Source organism: Nocardia sp. CC227C, from assembly GCF_030767025.1.
In the GTDB taxonomy this organism is placed as follows: Bacteria; Actinomycetota; Actinomycetes; order Mycobacteriales; family Mycobacteriaceae; genus Nocardia.
On record NZ_JASITE010000020.1, the window covers coordinates 32,531 to 51,174 of the forward strand.

Annotated in this window: 9 protein-coding genes; 6 read left to right on the top strand and 3 right to left on the bottom strand. The window is 70.6% G+C overall.

Annotation, left to right across the window (positions count from 1 at the left end; translation table 11 throughout):
* Nucleotide 1: 1 nt before the first annotated feature.
* Nucleotides 2-1,705: a serine/threonine-protein kinase gene (locus QMO76_RS30475; RefSeq protein WP_306364806.1), complete on the bottom strand. Its 1,704-nt coding sequence runs from the start codon at nt 1,703-1,705 to the stop codon at nt 2-4.
* A gap of 80 nt (nt 1,706-1,785) precedes the next feature.
* Nucleotides 1,786-5,364: a methionine synthase gene (metH, locus tag QMO76_RS30480; protein WP_306364807.1), complete on the bottom strand. Its 3,579-nt coding sequence runs from the start codon at nt 5,362-5,364 to the stop codon at nt 1,786-1,788.
* 187 nt (nt 5,365-5,551) lie between these two features.
* On the opposite strand from metH, the gene QMO76_RS30485 reads away from it, so the two are divergent.
* Complete coding sequence (locus tag QMO76_RS30485; protein WP_306364808.1) at nt 5,552-6,445, top strand: PAC2 family protein; 894 nt, start codon at nt 5,552-5,554, stop codon at nt 6,443-6,445.
* A 36-nt stretch (nt 6,446-6,481) separates the two neighbouring features.
* On the top strand, nt 6,482-9,334 hold the full coding sequence (locus QMO76_RS30490; protein WP_306364809.1) for an AMP-binding protein: 2,853 nt from the start codon (nt 6,482-6,484) through the stop codon (nt 9,332-9,334).
* On the opposite strand, the gene QMO76_RS30495 is transcribed toward QMO76_RS30490, so the two are convergent.
* On the bottom strand, nt 9,236-9,541 hold the full coding sequence (locus tag QMO76_RS30495; RefSeq protein ID WP_306364810.1) for a hypothetical protein: 306 nt from the start codon (nt 9,539-9,541) through the stop codon (nt 9,236-9,238). The genes QMO76_RS30490 and QMO76_RS30495 overlap by 99 nt on opposite strands.
* A 193-nt stretch (nt 9,542-9,734) precedes the next feature.
* Here QMO76_RS30495 and QMO76_RS30500 point away from each other — a divergent pair, with 193 nt between their 5' ends.
* The 4 genes from QMO76_RS30500 (at nt 9,735) to QMO76_RS30515 (ending at nt 18,593) form a co-directional block, all read left to right on the top strand.
* A complete protein-coding gene (locus QMO76_RS30500; protein WP_306364811.1) occupies nt 9,735-10,928 on the top strand; it encodes an XRE family transcriptional regulator in 1,194 nt (397 codons plus the stop codon).
* Between the two features lie 295 nt (nt 10,929-11,223).
* Nucleotides 11,224-12,837, top strand: a complete 1,614-nt coding sequence (locus tag QMO76_RS30505) for a TIGR02677 family protein (RefSeq protein WP_306364871.1) — start codon at nt 11,224-11,226, stop codon at nt 12,835-12,837.
* Nucleotides 12,837-14,216, top strand: coding sequence for a TIGR02678 family protein (locus tag QMO76_RS30510; protein ID WP_306364812.1), 1,380 nt, complete (start codon nt 12,837-12,839; stop codon nt 14,214-14,216). Before QMO76_RS30505 ends, QMO76_RS30510 begins: the two co-directional genes overlap by 1 nt.
* A gap of 3 nt (nt 14,217-14,219) precedes the next feature.
* The gene (locus QMO76_RS30515; protein WP_306364813.1) at nt 14,220-18,593 is read left to right on the top strand and encodes an SbcC/MukB-like Walker B domain-containing protein; all 4,374 of its coding nucleotides are present in this window, start codon (nt 14,220-14,222) and stop codon (nt 18,591-18,593) included.
* Nucleotides 18,594-18,644 lie beyond the last annotated feature (51 nt).

The window sequence follows — 18,644 nt, forward strand, 5'->3', positions numbered from 1 at the left end:
GTCAGAGGCCGGAGGCGGTGATGAGCATACGGCCACCGCTGTCGTCGACCTGGATCCAGCGGTTCTCGCTGTCGGTGGATCCGTTCTTCAGCACATAGGTGAGCGAGACGACGGCCCGGTGGTCGCCCTGCGGGGTGACCGCTCCGATGCGCACCGCGGCGATGGTGCCCCAGAACTGGGCGTAGGAGTTGAATCCGCCGGTGGCCGCCTGGTAGGACGGCGACAGCATGGACCACGCGCCGCTCACATCGCCGGGCAGCATGCCGTAGTAGTTCCGCACGAAGGCGGTGACATTGCCCGGGGTAGGGGCGGTGGTGGTCGGCGGCGTTGTGGTCGGCGTCGTTGTCGTGGTCGTCGTGCCGGGATTCGTACTCGTGGTGGTGGACGGCGGCGCGGTGGTCGTGGTCGGCGCGGCGGTGCGCGACGGCTCCTGGCTGTCGGCCTGGCCGATCACCGCCGGTGAGGTCGACGCGGTGCCCGAGGTCTCACCGACCGGCGGCGCGACCGCCGACGTTCCGGTGGCGACCGGCGGATTCTCCTCTCCCCCACCGCGATTCACGGTGGTGGCGATCACGGCAGCGAGCAGCAGCGCGGCGGCCACCCCCAGCCCGGCCAGGGCGAGCCGACGCCGATCGCGCCGCGGCCCGTCCGCACCGGTACGCGGCACCGGCGGCAGCGGACCACTCGGCGGCCGCCCGGACGTGCCGGTGCCCGGGTGCCGTGCGGGCGTGCCCATGTCCACGTGCATGGTCGGATCGGTGCTGTTGCCCGTCACGCCGTGCGAATTGGACAGCACCGTGGTCTGCGCCGCCGCGTCCGCGGCGACGGCGGTGCTCGCCGAGGGCAGCACCTTGGTCGGATTCGGATGCGCGTGCGCGGGCACGCCGCGCCCCTCGGCCACGGCCTCCAGCGCCTCGTGCGCCTGCTTCATGGTGGGCCGCGCGTCGGCTTCGGCCGCGAGCAGTTCCATGAGCACCGGTCCGAGCGGTCCGGCCCGCCGGGTGTCGGGCACCCGGGCCCGCGCCACCGAGTGCAGGACGGCGAGGGGGTTGTCGCCCTCGCCGAAGGGTGGGGCGCCCTCCACCGCCGCGTACAGCGTGGAGCCCAGCGCGAACACGTCCGAGGACGGTTCCGGATTCTCACCCCGCGCCACCTCCGGCGAGAGATAGGCCGGTGTGCCCGCGAGGAATCCGGTGGAGGTGACGGTCACATCGCCCACGGCCCGCGAGATGCCGAAGTCGGTGATCTTCACGGTGCCGTCCTCGGCGACGAGGATATTGGCGGGCTTCACATCACGGTGCACGATCCCCGCGTCATGGGCCGCCGCCAGCGCCGCCGCCACCTTGGCCCCGATGCGGGCGACCTCGGTGGGCGGCATCGGACCCTTCTCCCGCATGACGGCGGCGAGACTGGGCGCGTTCACGTACTCCATGACCAGCCATGGCTGGCCGTCCTCCTCGGCCACGTCGAAGACGGTGACGGCGTTGACGTGGTGCAGTCGCGCCGCGATCCGGCCCTCGCGCATGGCCCGCATCCGGGCCTCGATGGCCTGGGATCGGGACAGCCCCGGACCCAGCAGCAGCTGCTTGACCGCGACCGTGCGCCGCAGGCGCACATCGGTCGCACGCCACACGACTCCCATCGCACCGGTGCCGATCGGATCCGTGAGCCGATATCGTCCCGCAATCAGCCGGTCTGCCGTCATGTGGTTGTACCCCTCCTGCTGGCGTCACGCCGAGTCCACCCTGCAACTCCGCGCGATAGCCCGGAAAACTTCCGAAAATCCTATGCGTTGAAGTACTTTGCCTCCGGGTGCAGCAGTACGAACGCATCCGTCGACTGCTCCGGATGCAATTGCAGCTCCTCCGACAGCGTCACTCCGATGCGGCCCGCTTCCAGCAGGTCCACCAGCTTGGCGCGGTCTTCGAGGTCCGGGCAGGCCCCGTAGCCGAAGGAGTAACGTGCTCCACGGTATCCGAGTTTGAAGTAATCCAGCACATCGGCCGGGTCTTCGTCGGCGACCGAATGTCCTTCCAGCACAAGCTCTTCCCGAATACGGCGGTGCCAAAACTCGGCCATCGCCTCGGTGAGCTGCACCCCGATGCCGTGCACCTCCAGATAGTCGCGGTAGTTGTTCTCCGCGAACAGCACGTTCGCGAAATCGGCGATGGGCTGGCCCATGGTGACCAGCTGGAACGGCAGCACATCCACCTGGCCGCGCTCGCGCGCCAGCTCCCGGGAGCGGATGAAGTCCGCGACGCACAGGAACCGGTCGCGCTGCTGGCGCGGGAAGGTGAACCGATACCGCTGCGGCGCATCGGGATCGGGTTCGGTGAGGACGATCACGTCGTCACCCTCGGATACCGCCGGGAAGTAGCCGTAGACGAGCGCCGCGTGCGCGAGCACCCCCTCGGCGGTGAGCCGGTCCAGCCAGTAGCGCAGCCGCGGGCGGCCCTCGGTCTCCACCAGTTCCTCGTAGGTGGGTCCGTCACCGGCGCGCTGGCCGCGCAGCCCCCACTGGCCCAGGAACAACGCCCGTTCGTCGAGCAGGCCCGAATACTCCTGCACCGACAGCCCTTTCACCACGCGGGTGCCCCAGAACGGCGGCACCGCCACGGGCAGATCGGCGGCTACGTCGGAGCGTTCGGGCACCTCGATCGGTGTCTCCTTGGCGCGGCGTTCGGCGGCGATGCGCTTGGACCGCTCGTGGCGGGCCTTGCGCTCGGCGGCCTTCTCCCGCTCCGCGATGGCCTCCGGGGAATCCGGGTCGGGCCCGCCGCCGCGCTTGCGGGTCATGATCTCGTCCATGAGCCGCAGTCCCTCGAAGGCGTCGCGCGCGTAGTGCACGTCACCCTCGTACACCTCGGTGAGATCGTTCTCCACGTAGGCGCGGGTGAGCGCCGCGCCGCCGAGCAGCACCGGGAACTGCTCGGCCACCCCCTTGGCGTTGAGCTCCTCCAGGTTCTCCTTCATGATCACCGTGGACTTGACCAGCAGCCCGGACATGCCGATCACATCGGCCTTCTTGTCCACGGCGGCGTCGAGAATGGTCGCGATCGGCTGTTTGATGCCGAGGTTCACCACCTCGTAGCCGTTGTTGGACAGGATGATGTCGACCAGGTTCTTGCCGATGTCGTGCACGTCACCCTTGACGGTGGCCAGCACGATGCGCCCCTTGCCGGAGTCGTCGGTGGCCTCCATATGCGGTTCCAGGTGCGCCACCGCGGCCTTCATCACCTCGGCGGACTGGAGCACGAAGGGCAGCTGCATCTGGCCCGAGCCGAACAGCTCGCCGACGGTCTTCATCCCGGCCAGCAGCGTCTCGTTGATGATCCGCAGCGGCGGCACTTCCCTCATGGCCTCGTCGAGATCGGCCTCCATACCGGCCTTCTCGCCGTCGACGATGCGGCGTTCGAGCCGTTCGAACAGCGGCAGCGCGGCCAGTTCCTCGGCGCGTGAGGCCTTGGAGGAGGCCGCCGAGACACCCTCGAACAGCGCCATCAGCTTCTGCAGCGGGTCGTAGTCCTCGCCGCGGCGGTCGTAGACCAGATCCAGCGCCGCCTGGCGCTGCTCCTCGGGGATCCGGCTGATGGGCAGGATCTTGGAGGCGTGCACGATGGCCGAATCCAGTCCGGCCTCGACGCATTCGTGCATGAACACCGAGTTCAGCACCTGCCGGGCGGCGGCGTTGAGACCGAAGGAGATATTGGACAGACCCAGCGTGGTCTGCACCCGCGGGTGCCGGCGCTTGAGTTCCCGGATGGCCTCGATGGTTTCGATGCCGTCGCGGCGCGACTCCTCCTGGCCGGTGCCGAGCGTGAAGGTCAGGGTGTCGATGATGATGTCGGATTCGGCCAGCCCCCAGTTGCCGGTGATATCGGCGATGAGGCGTTCGGCGATCTCGACCTTCTTCTCGGCGGTGCGGGCCTGCCCCTCCTCGTCGATGGTCAGCGCCACCACGGCCGCGCCGTGCTCGGCGACCAGGCGCATGGTCTGCTGGAACCGCGAGTCGGGTCCGTCGCCGTCCTCGTAGTTGACCGAGTTGACCGCGCAGCGCCCACCGAGGTGCTCCAAACCCGCCTGCAACACCGGGGTTTCGGTGGAGTCGAGCATGATCGGCAGGGTGGACGCGGTCGCGAGCCGGCTCGCCAGCTCCCGCATGTCCTTGGTGCCGTCGCGGCCGACGTAGTCCACGCACAGGTCCAGCATGTGCGCGCCGTCGCGGGTCTGGTCCTTGGCGATGTCCAGGCACCTCTGCCAGTCCTCGGCCAGCATGGCATCACGGAATGCCTTGGAGCCGTTGGCATTCGTGCGCTCGCCGATCATCAGGACGGAGGCGTCCTGTTCGAACGGCACCGAGGTGTAGATCGACGACACGCTCGGCTCGTGTTCGGGCTCCCGATGCGCGGGCGTGAGTTCGCGCACCGCCTCGGCCACCTGGCGGATGTGCTCCGGGGTGGTGCCGCAGCAGCCGCCGACCAGTGCCAGCCCGAATTCGGAGACGAACTGGCGCATGGCCACGGCCAGTTCCTCCGGCGTCAGCGGGTACACCGCGCCGTTCGCGCCCAGCACCGGCAGGCCCGCGTTCGGCATGACCGAAACCGGCAGGTTGGCGTGCTTGGACAGATGCCGCAGATGCTCGCTCATCTCGTCCGGGCCGGTGGCGCAGTTCAGACCGATCATGTCCACGCCGAGGGGTTCGATGGCGGTGAGCGCCGCGCCGATCTCCGAGCCGACCAGCATGGTGCCGGTGGTCTCCACGGTGACGTGGGTGATGATCGGAATCCGGCGACCCGCCCGCGCCATGGCGTGCTGGCTGCCCACGATGGCCGCCTTCACCTGGAGCAGGTCCTGGCAGGTCTCCACCAGGATGGCGTCCGCGCCGCCGTCGAGCATGCCCAGCGCGGCCTCGGTGTAGGCGTCGCGCAGCGAGGCGTAGGGCGCGTGCCCGAGGGTGGGCAGCTTGGTGCCGGGCCCCATGGATCCCAGCACGTAGCGGGGCGTGCCGTCGGCGGCGGGCCCCATCTCGTCGGCGACCTCCCGGGCCAGGCGGGTGCCGCGCTCGGACAGGTCGCGGATGCGGTCGGCGATGTCGTAGTCGGCCAGGTTGGGCAGATTGCAGCCGAAGGTGTTGGTCTCCACCGCGTCGGCGCCGGCCTCGAAGTACGCGCGGTGGATGTGTCGCAGTACGTCGGGGCGGGTTTCGTTGAGAATCTCGTTACAGCCCTCGAGCCCCCGGAAGTCGTCCATGGTCAAATCCGCCGCCTGCAACATCGTGCCCATCGCACCGTCGCCGATCACGACACGCTTGCGGAGCGTGTCGAGTAGGGTGGTGTCGAACTCGGCGCGGGGGGACACAGACATGTACTCAAGAGTAGTGGTCTGTCCCGACAATCCGGGCCCCGGTGCCGCCGGTCCACGCTATGAGACGCGGCGTGTCCGCGCGCCTCGCCGCTGACAGTTCGCCGTGTCACACCGCGGGCGATGTCGGCGTGTCCCGGAGGTGCGCGTCGTTGGCGCGTCATCCCGGCCGACACCGTAGGCTGACCGGGTGAACGCCAGTGAACCCCCGGTGCCTGCCGAGACGGACCTCCCTACCCTGCGGGATCCGGTCCTCGTCGCGGCCTTCGAAGGCTGGAACGATGCCGCCGATGCCGCCAGCGGAGCGGTGGAACACCTCGAACTCATCTGGGACTCGCAACCGCTGGCCGAACTCGACTCCGAGGACTATTACGACTATCAGGTGAACCGTCCGACCGTCCGCCAGGTCGACGGTGTCACCCGTGAGATCCAGTGGCCGTCCGCCATGCTGTCGGTGTGCTCCCCGCCCGGCAGCGAGCGCGATGTGGTGCTGCTGCGCGGTGTCGAACCGAATATGCGGTGGCGCAGTTTCTGTGACGACATTCTCGAGTTCGTCGAACAACTCGGGGTGTCGACGGTGGTGATCCTCGGCGCGCTGCTGGCGGACACCCCACACACCCGGCCGGTGCCCGTCACCGGGACCGCGTACAACAAAGAGGCCGCCGAGCGCTTCAATCTGGAGCAGACCCGCTACGAGGGACCGACCGGCATCACGGGCGTCCTGCAGGACGCCTGCGTCAAGGCCGGGGTCCCGGCGGTGTCGTTCTGGGCCGCGGTTCCGCACTATGTCTCGCAGCCGCCCAATCCGAAGGCCGTGATCGCCCTGCTGCACCGTGTCGAGGATGTGCTCGATGTGGAGGTGCCGCTCGGCGGCCTGACCGGACAGGCCGACGAGTGGGAGGAGGCGGTCAACGAGATGACCTCGAGCGATGAGGAGATCACCGAGTACGTGCGCTCGCTCGAGGAGCGCGGCGACGCGGAGGTGGATCTCAACGACGCCATGTCCAAGATCGACGGTGACGCCATCGCCGCCGAATTCGAGAAGTACCTGCGCAGACGCGGACGGGGCAGCTTCGGGCTGTAGCGGGGGCGAAGTTAGGGCACCATTACACTGGACCGGATGACCTCGCCACGGATCGCCGCGTATCTGCACGGATACGGTGACCGTATCGCGGCGGTCCAGGATGGTCACGAAGTCCGATACGCCGAATTAGCCGGATCAGTCGCCGAATTCGCGGAACGCCTCGGTACGGGACGTCGGCTTGTCGCCCTGGCGGCGCGCAACGACATCGGATCGCTGGTGGCCTATCTCGGCGCGCTCGAGGCCGGATGCGCGGTGCTGCTCACCGAGACGGTGACCGAGGAACTGGTCGACATCTACGACCCCGACGTGGTCATCGCGGCCACCGCGGACGGCTCGACGCCCGCACCGCTCGTCCGGCGCGACGGATCGGCGCACACCCTGCACCCGGAGCTGGCGCTGCTGCTGAGCACCTCCGGCTCCACCGGCTCGCCGAAGCTGGTGCGGCTCTCCTATACCAATGTGCTGTCGAACGCGGCGGCCATCGCCGAGTACCTGGAGATCGAGCCGACCGACCGCGCCGCGACGACGCTGCCGCTGTTCTACTGCTACGGGCTGTCGGTGGTACACAGCTATCTGCTGCGCGGTGCGAGCCTGCTGCTGACCAGCCGATCGGTGGTGGAGCCGGAGTTCTGGGCCGAGTTCGGCGCGCAGCGCGCCAGCTCCTTCGCGGCGGTGCCCTACACCATCGATCTGCTCGATCGCATCGGGTTCGAGCGCATGTCGCTGCCGCATCTGCGCTACGTCACCCAGGCGGGCGGGCGGCTCGCGCCCGCACGGGTCGCCGCCTACGCCCGGCTGGGCGCACGCCGCGGGTTCCGCTTCTATGTCATGTACGGGCAGACCGAGGCCACCGCCCGCATGGCCTACCTGCCGCCCGACCTGGCGGCCGCCCATCCCGACTGCATCGGCATCCCCGTCCCCGGCGGAGCCTTCACGCTGGAGGCGGTCGACGAGGGCGGGCACGAACTGGTCTACCACGGCCCCAATGTGATGCTCGGCTACGCCGAAACCCCGGCGGACCTCGCCCTCGGCCCCACCCACACCGCCCTGCGCACCGGCGATCTGGCCTGCCGCACCGAGGACGGGCTGTACCGGGTGATCGGCCGCCGCAGCCGCTTCGCCAAGATCTACGGCCTGCGCATCGACCTGCAACGCATCGAATCCGGGCTCGCCGCCGCCGGTTTCACCGCCTGCTGCACCGATGACGGCGAGACGCTGGTCGTCGCCGTCGAGGCGGAGGCCCCCGCGAGCGCGGATATCGCGAGTGCGGAACCGACCGGAGCCGCAGGCTCGACCGCCCGCGCCGCCACGCCCGGCCGGCGCACCGCGTCCATCGTCACTCTGCTGAGAAGTGCCGGGCGAAGAGCACATCCGCTCGGTAAGCATGCCCCCTCGTTCGGAAGGTCCGTGCGCACGGGCGTTCCCGGCGTCGCGATCGCGCGCGCGGGCAGCCGTCATCTCGGGAGTGCCGTGGGCGACGAGGCGGTCGCGCCGCACGGTGCGGCAGCCGCACGGGAGGCGGCGCGCCTGTCCGGGCTGCCGGTCGCCGCGGTGCGGGTCGGTGTGGTGGCGTCGATTCCACGGCTACCCAATGGAAAACCGGACTATCCGAGCATTCGTCGCTTGGCGGGCGCGCACGACGCCACTCTCCCGCCGGGTGCCCATGGGGAATCCGGCACGGATGTCCGTAGCCCCTTCGCCCAGGCGCTCGGCCTCGATCGCGAGCGCATCGACTCCCGCGCCACCTTCGCCGAACTCGGCGGCGACTCACTGACTTTCGTCGCCCTGGCGGTGCGGCTCGATCGGGCGTTGGGGCAGCTTCCGGCCGACTGGCCGTCGCGCACCATCGCCGAACTCGAGGCGCTCCCCCGGCGGCGGACCCGATTCGGACGGTCGCTCGATACCAGCACCCTGTTGCGGGCGATCGGCATCATGACGGTAATCGGCTCACATATCGGACTTTTCGCCCTCTGGGGCGGAGCGCACGTGCTGCTCGCGGCGGCGGGATTCAATTTCGCGCGCTTCGCCGTCACGGCGGCTCCGGCCGCCCCGCGCCTGCGCCACACCCTGCGCACCGCGGCCTTCATCGCCGTGCCGACGGCCGCCTGGGTGCTGCTCACCCTGCCGTTCACCGATTACTACGGCTGGCAGAATGTGCTGCTGCTCAACAAGATCCTGGGTCCGCACGACAGTCCGACGGCCGGGCACCTGTGGTTCATCGAGGTGGTGCTCTACCTCATCGTGGGCGCCGCGCTGCTGTTGCGCCTGCCGGTGGCCGATCGCTGGGAACGGTTGTCGCCGTTCTGGTTCGCGACCGGTCTGCTCGGCGTGGCGCTCATCTTCCGATATCGGACATTCGATCTGTACCGGCCGGACGATGCGCCCTTCTCACCGCTGGTGGCATGGTTCTTCCTGCTCGGCTGGGCAGCGGCCAAGGCCGAGACGGTGTGGCACCGGCTGTTGCTCAGCGCGATCGCGGTGGCGACGGTGCCGGGCTACTTCGGCGAAACCGACCGAGAGCGCATGATTCTCGCCGGAATCCTGCTGCTCGTCTGGCTGCCGTCGGTGCGGGTGCCCGCACTGGTGGCGGGCACGGCCGCCCTGCTCGCGGAGGGCTCGCTGTTCGCGTATCTCCTGCACTGGCAGGTGTATCCGCTGTTCGGGCAGTATCACCTGGCGGCGCTGGCGGCCTCGCTGGCGGCGGGGTTGGCCGCCGCGCGGCTCACCGGATGGGCTCGTTCCGCGCTCGTGCGCGCCGATATCGGTCGGAATGCGGCAGTGGGCCGCCGGTCAGCTGTCGATCGTCCAGACCTTCGCGGCCGCCTCCTGGGCCAGCTTCGCGATCAGAATGTCACGCGGAATCGTCTGACCGGCAAGGTGATCGAGTGACGGCACCACGACATGGTGGGCATCGGCTCGCTTGAGTTCGGCGGTCAGCTCCGCGAATGCGGTGCCGTCGCCCGGAGTCGATTCATGGAACGTGGCGGCGAAGCAGAATCCGGCCGAGCTGGCGAGGGTGCACATGGCGCTCTCCCACTCGTCACCGCGGCCGTCGGCCAGATCGTCACGCACGTACCCATAGATCAACGCTTCCACCCGAACCTCCGTTGGATTGGGGATCTCGCTGTTCTGTTGTGTGCCCACTAACGACTATGGCGTTCTCGAAGATGCAATTGCAGATGTCAACCCACTGACATCCAGATGCCCTATCCGGGTCCACGCGGGGTTAACTGGTGAGATACTACAGAGCGTGTCCGGTGGCGACGATCGACCTGTCTGGGCTGTCCGAATGCGTGCCGAACGGGATGCTCGGGGGTGGTCACAGGCCGACGCCGTCCGCGCCATGCGCGGGAAGTCGAGCCACAACCTCCCCACCGACTCCACGTTGCTGCGCAACTGGCGGCGGTGGGAATCGGGCGAATCCCGCCCGGACGACTTCTACGCGCCCATTATCGCGGCGGCCTTCGACACCGTCACCGCGGCCTTTTTTCCCAAGTCACGGCCGAATCGGGACGATGAGATGCTGTCGGCGACCGGGATGGACACGCTCGAGTTCATCGGGCGGCTGCGCATGTCGGATGTCTCGGCGGCGACGCTGGACGCCATCCACATCACCGCCGACCGGCTCTGCTCGGAGTATCCGTGCACCGATCCGCACGAGCTGCACGCGGAGGGGACGGCGTGGTTGCGGCGAATTACCTCGCTACTGGACGGTCGTCTTACTCTCGCCCAGCATCGCGAGGTGCTGGTGCTCGCCGGGTGGGTCGCCCTACTGGTCGGTTGCGTAGATTACGACCTGGGCTGGCGCACCTCCGCCGAGGCCACCAGGCGGGCCGCCCTGTCCCTGGGCCAGGAGGCCGACCATGCCGAAATCATCGGCTGGGGTGCGGAAATGGCGGCGTGGTTCGCCCTCACCCAGGGCAACTACCGCGGCGCGATCGACGCCGTGGACTGCGCCCTCCCCGGTGCGGGCGCGCTCGGCGTCGGCGTGCAGCTCTCGGCGCAGCGCGCCAAGGCGTGGGCGCGCATCGGCGATCGCCGCGAGGTGGAATCGGCGCTGGCACAGGGCCGCTCGATACTCGACAAACTTCACCATCCGACCAATCTGGACAACCATTTCGTGGTGGACCCGCAGAAATTCGACTTCTACGCCATGGACTGCTGCCGCGTCGCCGGGGACGACCGCCTCGCCGAAAGCTATGCGTGGCAAGTCATCCGCAACTCCACCGCACCCGACGGCACCATCCGCAAACCCATGCGCGTCTCCGAGGCGCACCTCACCCTCGCGGTGGTGGCGGTGCGCGATCGCAATCTGGAGCTCGCCGTCGACGAGGGAATCCAGGCGCTCACCGGCAAGCGCCGCTCCCTGCCCTCCCTCATGTGGATCGCGAGCGAGGCGGCACGCGAGATGATCGAACGCTTTCCGGGTGATCCGCGCACCCGCACCTATCTCGATCAGCTGCGCACCCTCGCCGCCAGCTGATACCGCCGCGCCGCGGCCGACCTCGTCCACCGGTGCCGGAATCCGGGAACTTGATCGTGAATTCGCGCCCACGGGCACGGCCGAGCACATCGAGTACCGCTCAACGGCCTCGAGGGCGTGGCCACCGGACGCATTGCCGGCTGATCCGGCCGTGCCCTGTCGAGTCGGACTTACCACGCAATTCAGCGCTGCCACGTCGGCATTCGGGCGCTGTGGCGCGCCGAACAGCGGCCGCATTGGGGACTCGGGCGGCAGCGGTATTAGTCTCACCCCGGTGACCGAGACCGCTGCCGGATTGCTGCCCGACCCGTCCGGGGTCGGTGGAGGGGATCTGCCGCACGCCGATCGGCTCCGGCTGTTCTCCTTCGCCACCGCCGAGAAACGGGCCGATTACCTGTGGGTGTTGCGCGCCTTCGACACCGCGCGGGCCGCCTACGTGGTGCTGCTGCACGCCAGCGACGTCGTGGAGACGCTCGGACGTTGCCCGGGGGCTCCCGCGCTGACCGCGACCGAGGTGGGACCGCTGCTGGAGCAGTTGCACCAGTGGGGCGTGCTGGAGCGCAGCTACGACGGCACCCGGGCGGCGACGCTGGCCGAGTACCGGAACCGGCATTTCGTCTACCAGTTCTCGCAGGCGGGCTATCAGGCGTACCGGGCGGTCTCCGACGTCTTGGACGCGCGCCTGGACGAGGCGGCGCTCTCACGCCTGCTGCTGCCGGAACTGCTGGCGGATCTGCACACCCTGGCCGAGGCCAACCGCACCGGCGACGCGCCCCGGGTGTACCGCGTGCTCAACCGGCTCGACCGGGCGCTCTCGGATCTGGCCGACCGGGCCGCGCACTTCTACCTCACCCTGGGCGATCTGGTGCGCACCACCGAGGTCACCCCCGAGGCATTCCTCGTCCACAAGGACGCACTGCTCGCGCATATGCGCGAGTTCTCCATGGACCTGGCGCGTTTCGCACCCCGGCTGGCCACCGCCATCCGCGAGGTGGAGGCCACCGGGGTGGCGGAGCTGATCGAGCGCGCCGCCCGCTGCGACGAACGCGTCCTGCTCGATACCGCTGCGCGACAGGCGGATTGGCGGGCGCGCTGGCAGGGCCTGCACGCCTGGTTCTTGCCGTCGGACGCCGAGGGCGCGCTCACCGAATGCGAACGCCTGCGCGAGGCCACCATGAGCGCCATCGCTGCGGTGCTGTCGCTGCTGCGCCGCGTCACCGAGACCCGCAAGGGCGGCGTCTCCCGCGAATCGGCGCTGCGCCATCTGGCGGGCTGGTTCACCGCCGCCCCCACCGCCGAGGCCGCGCACGCCCTCTACGACGCGGTCTTCGGTCTCGGCCGCCCGCGGCACCTGTCCATGCGGCATCCCGACGCGGACATCATCCCCGCCATCCGCTCCTGGTGGGACGCCCCGCCGCTGGAGATCGCCCGCACCCTCGCCGAGACCGGCCGCCCGCCGACGCCCGGCGCGCCCGCCCGCATCCAGCGCAACGACGCCGGTATCCGCCGCCTGCGCCAGGCCCAGCTCGACGCCCAGCGCGCCCGTGCCGAGGCCGCCCGCTCCCTCGCGGCCGCCGACCTCTACGACCGCGTTCTCGACGAGGGCGAGACCGAGGTGCTGCTGAAGCTGCTCGACGCCGCCTCCACCGCCTGGGTCCCGGTCAGCGGCCGCGTCGGCGGCACCACCGGCACCGACAACGGCGTCACCCTCACCGTGCGCGAACACGCCGGCTCCACCGCCGTCCGCACCTCCCGCGGCCTGCTCCACCTCAACGGCCGCACGCTCGAGATCCGCGAGAACACCGGCCGCCGCCAGCGCGCCGCGGCAGCAGCCGGGAAGGCGGAGAAGAGCACCACACCACCGGTGCCCCCGGAGCCGCCGGGCGACGCCCCGGAGGTGCGCGGCTGATGCATGCCCGCTCCATCGACTCCCTGGCGCTGGACAGCTATCAGCGCGCCGCCCGGGTGATCCTGGCCAACCACCTCGTCACCCGCACTTATCCGGATCGCATCGCGCTGGCCCTCATCCGCCGCTGGGCCACCGAACTGCGGGAGGATCTCGCCGAACTGTTCGGCTACCGCTTGGAGGTCACCGAGACCACCGCGCGCCTGTTCCCCATCGTGGATCGTCTCGACGGCGCGCGACCGGCCCGCACGGTGGCCGACCGCGTCTTCGACCGTCGCCGCTACGCCTACCTGTCCCTCGCCCTGGCGGCACTGGGCCGCGCCGGTGACCAGATCACCCTGTCCGAACTGGCCGACCAGGTGGCCGCCTACGCCGAGCAGGTGGACGGTCTCGAGCTCGCCCCCGACCGGGCCGCCGACCGCGACGCCTTCGTCGATGCCGTCGGCTGGCTGGCGGCCCGCGGGGCGGTGGCCCTGGCCGACGGCGACGCGGGCGGCTGGGCCGCGGATCCCGAAGCGGGAGAAGCGCTCTACGACATCGACCGGGCGGTGGTCTTCGCCCTGTTCCGTCCGCCGCGCGCCCTCCAGCACCTGCACAGCGTCACCGGGCTGCTCGGCGACGAGGCCACCGCGGCCGACACCCGCTCCCCCGCGGCGGCGCTGGCGGCCCGCCGGGTCCGGCGCGCGCTGGTGGAACTGCCGGTCGTCTACGCCGCCGACCTCCCGCCCGCCGAACGCGCACTGCTGGCACAGGACAAACTGGTGGCCGAGGTGGAATTGCTCACCGGCCTGCCGGCCGAGCGCCGCGCCGAGGGCGTGGCGCTCATCGACAGTTCGGGCCGGCTGTCCGATATCCGGTTCCCGAGCACCGGCACACTGGCCCAGGTGGCCCTGCTGCTGGTGGGCGAGATCGCGGATCTGGTACTGGATATCGACAATCCGGTGCCGCGCCGTCCCCGCCCGGAGCGCCCGCTGACCGACCTCACCGAACAGCTCGATGCCGCCATTCCGATGCGGACTGTCTTCACCCCGCTGTCGGACCCGGCCGATTTGTTCGTCGCGGACGGGGACGCCGACGACGAGCCGGAACCGGCCGAGATACCCGAGTACCCCTTCATCGCGTCCTCCTGGATTCTCGACACCGTCCGGGCGCTCACCGACCGCTACGGCGCGACGTTCGCCGCCCAGTGGCAGGCCGACGCGCCCGGCCTCACCGGTGAGGTGGTGGCGCTGCTGGAGCGGCTGCGCCTGGTGGAGGTACTGGACGGCGGCCTGCTCGTGCTGCCCGCCCTGGCCCGCTACCGGGGTGCGGTGGTGACCGTCCGCACGCGGGCGGAGACCGAACTCTTCGTGGCACCCGGCGATATGGAAGGGACTGTCTGATCCATGGGCGACCTCATTCACGGTGGCGTGCGCTTCGTCCCGACCCGCGCGGGGATCGTGAACCTGTGGGACTACCGCGATCAGGAGTTCTGCTTCGCCGACGGGCGGCTGGTGTTGCGCGGCCCGAACGGCTCGGGCAAGACCAAGGCGCTCGAGGTGCTGTTCCCGTTCGTGCTCGACGGGCGGATCGAACCGCGGCGGTTGAATCCGTTCGCCGGTGAAGAGCGCACCATGAAATCGAATCTGCTGTACCGCAAACAGGAATCGGCGTACTCGTACGTGTGGATGGAGTTCGCGCGCGGCAACTGGGACGAGCCGGAGGTGGTGACCGTCGGCATCGGGATGCGCGCCACCCGATCCGCCGACAAGGTGACGCGGTGGTATTTCGTCGCCGACGGCCGGGTGGGCGTGGACTTCTCGCTGCTGGACTCCGAGGACCGGCCGCTGACCCGCAAACAGCTGGCCGAGCAGATCGGCACCGACGCCATCGTGGACCGGCCGGTGGAGTACCGCGCCGCCATCGACGCCCGCATGTTCGGGCTCGGCCAGCAGCGCTACGACCAGCTCATCAATCTCATTCTCACGCTGCGCCGCCCGCAGCTGGCGAAGAACCTGGACCCGCGCGGGCTGTCGCAGGCGCTCACCGACGGCCTGCGCCCGCTCGACGAGCAGCTGATCCTCGACGCCGCCCGCTCCTTCAGCGATATGGAGGAGGTGGGCCGCACCCTGGAAGGGCTGGTGCAGGCCGACACCGCCACCCGCACCTTCGTCAACGTCTATCGCAAATACCTTGCGGTGCAGGCGAAGACCGATGTCGACCAGGTGCGCACCCGGCTCGACGCGGTCACCAACGCGGCCACCGCGCTGCACGCGGCCTCGGCGCTGCGGCAGCGCCGCGACGCCGAACGCGCGGCCGCCGAGACCCGCGCCGACGATGCCGACCGCGGCTACGAGCAGGCCCTCGCCGACCGCGAAACCCTCCAGCGCTCCAGCGCTTACGAGGGCAAACAGCAGCTCGACGACCTCGCCGACGCGGTGCGCCGCCTGGAGACCTCGTCGGCCGTGCACCGCGACAAGGCCACCAAGGCCCGGCAGACCGTCGACCAGCGCGCCGAGGAATTCGAGCGCGCCGAGGCCGCCGTGCAGCACGCCGCCTCGGCCCTGGCCCGCGGTGAGGACGAATTGCGCGGCGCCGCAGCCGAAGCCGGTATCGAGTGGGCGGCGCTGCCCGAGCAGGCGCGCGGCGACCAGCTCACCACCACGGTGCGCAGCCACGCCGAGGAGCGCGACGCCGACGTGCGCGCCGTCCGCCGTGCCCTCACCCTGGTCGACACCGCCGCCACCGAACGCACCCGCGCCGAACGGGCCGCACAGCGCGCCATCGAGCTCCGCGATGCCGCCGCCGCCGAACTCGCCGAGGCCGAAGCCGCCGTCACCCTCGCCCGCTCGGACACCGCCGCCGCCCTGCGCGACTGGTGGAACGACCACCGCGACGTCTACGGTCCCGTCCGCGACGGCCTGGTCGACGCCCTCGAGCAGGCTCTCACCACCACCGGCACCGAACCCGCGCCCGCCGCGGGCACCGCCACCGGCGAACGTGCCCCCGCTTGCTCCGGCACCGAATTCCTCACTCCGGCAGAGGTTCTCGCCGAGCACACCGAACCCCTCACCGAGGACATCCGCGCCCGCCGCCTGCACGCCCGTACCCGGGCCGACCAGTCCACCGCCCATCTCGCCGACCTGCGCGCCGAACAGCGGCGCATCGCGGCCGAACGCGACGACGCCCCGCCGCCCTTCGCGGCCCGCACCGCCGAGCGCGACGGCCGCCCCGGCGCGCCGCTGTGGCGACTGGTCCGCTTCGCGCCGGACCTCACCCCCGCGACAGCCGCCGGTGTCGAGGCCGCCCTCCAGGCCGCGAACCTGCTGGACGCCTGGGTGAGCCCGGACGCCGATATCCCGGCACCCGACTCCGAGCAGTTCCTGCTCCCCCTCCCCCCGGCGGACCGCCCCACCGGCCCCACCCTCGCCGACGTCCTGGCGGTCGAGGACGACACCTTCGGCGTCCCCCGCACCACGGTCGACGGCATCCTCGCCTCGATCGCCCTCCACGAGAGCGCCCCCACCGCTCCCGCGCACGCCGAGGCCCGCCCCTCGTCGGGTCGGCGCGTGGAACCCACCGCACCCCGGGAAACCTCGGGCACCAGCCGCACGCCCGGCCCGGCATCGCTGGCCGCCGTCACCGCGCATCCGCGCCTCACGGTGACCACCGACGGCCACTTCCGCCAGGGCATCCAGTTGGGCCGCCACACCAAGCCCGATGCCGAATTCATCGGCACCACCGCGCGCGCCCGCCGGCGCGAACTGCGGTTGGCGGAACTGGCATCCGCCATCGAGGCGGCGGAGGCCGCGATCGCCGAGGCCGAGGCCGAGGAAGCGGCCGCCATCGCCGAACTGGCGCGGATCACCGCCGCCGCCAAGGCCTTGCCGCGCACCGCCGCCGTGACCGCGGCCCTGCGCGCGGTGTCCGAGGCGGCGGGCATGCTGCGCTCGCGCTCCGAGGCCGCCGCCCAGACCGAGCGCGACCTCGATCAGGCGATCGCCGACTGCACGGCCGCCGACAAGAAGGTGCGCGCCATCGCCGCCGACCATCGCGCCCCCCGCGATCCGGCGGAACTGGATGCCCTGGCCGCCGCCGTCCGGCATTTCGAGAACGCCGGGACCGCCCTGCTGCGGCTGCGCGGCGATCACCAGCGCGAGCACGAACGGGCCCGTGAGGCGCGCGACCGGCTCGACGAATCCCGGGATCTGGCCGAGGCTTTCGCCGAGGAGGCCGAGGCCGCCCGGAGCGGCTACGAGGAGCAGCTGCGCAAACTGGAGACGCTGCGCGAGGCGCTGGGCGCGGGCGCGGCCGATATCGACCGCGAACTCGAGGCCGCACGGGAGAAGATCGACGCCGCCCGCGCCGAGCAGAAGGCCGCCCGCAAGGCCGCGCACGAGGCCATCGAGGCGGTCGGCAGCGCCGAGGGCGCGCACCGCGCCGCCCATGACGCGCTCGGCACCGCACTCACCGAATTGCGCACCGACGTAAGGACACTCGCCCCCTACGCCCGCCCGGATCTGCTCACCCTGCTCGGCGCGCAGGCCGACAGCCTCTGGCCCAGCAGCGATGCCGCCTGGTCCACCCCGGAGCAGCTGCTCTACCGCATCGAGAACGGTGATCCGGAGCAGCAGCCGCAGGTGCTCCCGGCGGAGGTGCTCGAATTGTTCGAGAACCTTTCCGCCGCAACCGCTTCGGTGCGGGCGGGCGAGGCGGCCCGCAAGTCCACCCGCAGTGCGGTCACCACCGCGCTACAGGAGTTCGACGCCGCCCTGGCCGCCTCCCGCCAGGACTACCGGCTGCACTGGGACGCCGCCGACGGTCTCACGGTGGTGCAGGTGCACGACGAGCACGGTCTGTCGGCGCTGGCCGATTTCGCCGAGCGCATCGCCGCCGCCCGCCGCGATCAGGAACTGCTGCTCACCGACTCCGAGCGCCGCATCCTCGAGGACGCCCTGCTGACCGGTCTGGCCCAGCAGATCCACGAACGCACCGGGGACGCCCGCGATCTCATTGCCAAGATGGGTGCGGAGATGAAGCAGCGGCACATGTCCTCGGGCAATACGATCGGCGTGCACTGGGTGCTCGCGGATACCCTCTCCGACCCGGCGCGGGCGGTCTGCAAGATTCTCGACCGCGACTCCTCGGAGCTCACCGCCGACGATCTGTCCACCATCCGCTCGCATTTCGCCGCGGAGATCCGGGCCGCCCGCGCCGCGCATCCGGAGCGGTCCTTCCCGGAGATCCTCGCGACCACGCTGGACTATCGCACCTGGCGGGTGTTCTCCTTCACCATCATCACCGCCGACGGCACCGAGGACCGGCTCACCGTGGCCCGCCACAGCGCGCTGTCCGGCGGCGAGCAGTCGGTCTCCCTGCATCTGCCGCTGTTCGCGGCGGCCCACGTCATGCTCGATTCGGCCGATCCGCAGGCTCCGCGCCTACTCGCCCTGGACGAGGCGTTCGCCGGCGTCGACGACAACGGCCGCAGCGAATTGCTCGGCCTCTCGGTGCAATTCGATCTCGACCTGTTCATGACCGGCTACGACCTCTGGATCACCTACGACCACGTCCCCGCCTGCGCCCACTACGATCTCGCCCACTCCGCGGCCGAGAACACCGTCAGCGCCACCCTGCTCGTCTGGGACGCGGGCGATCTGCTCGCCGAGCACGACGGCACCGACCTCACCACCGCCCTCGGCTCCCCCAACCGCCGCCGCACCCCGCACACCATCGAAGGCGGCATCCCCCTCACCGATACCCTCCTCGCCGACGCCTGAGCGCGGGGGGGAAGTGGTTCCCGATACCGCCGCCCCGCCCCGATTGTCGCC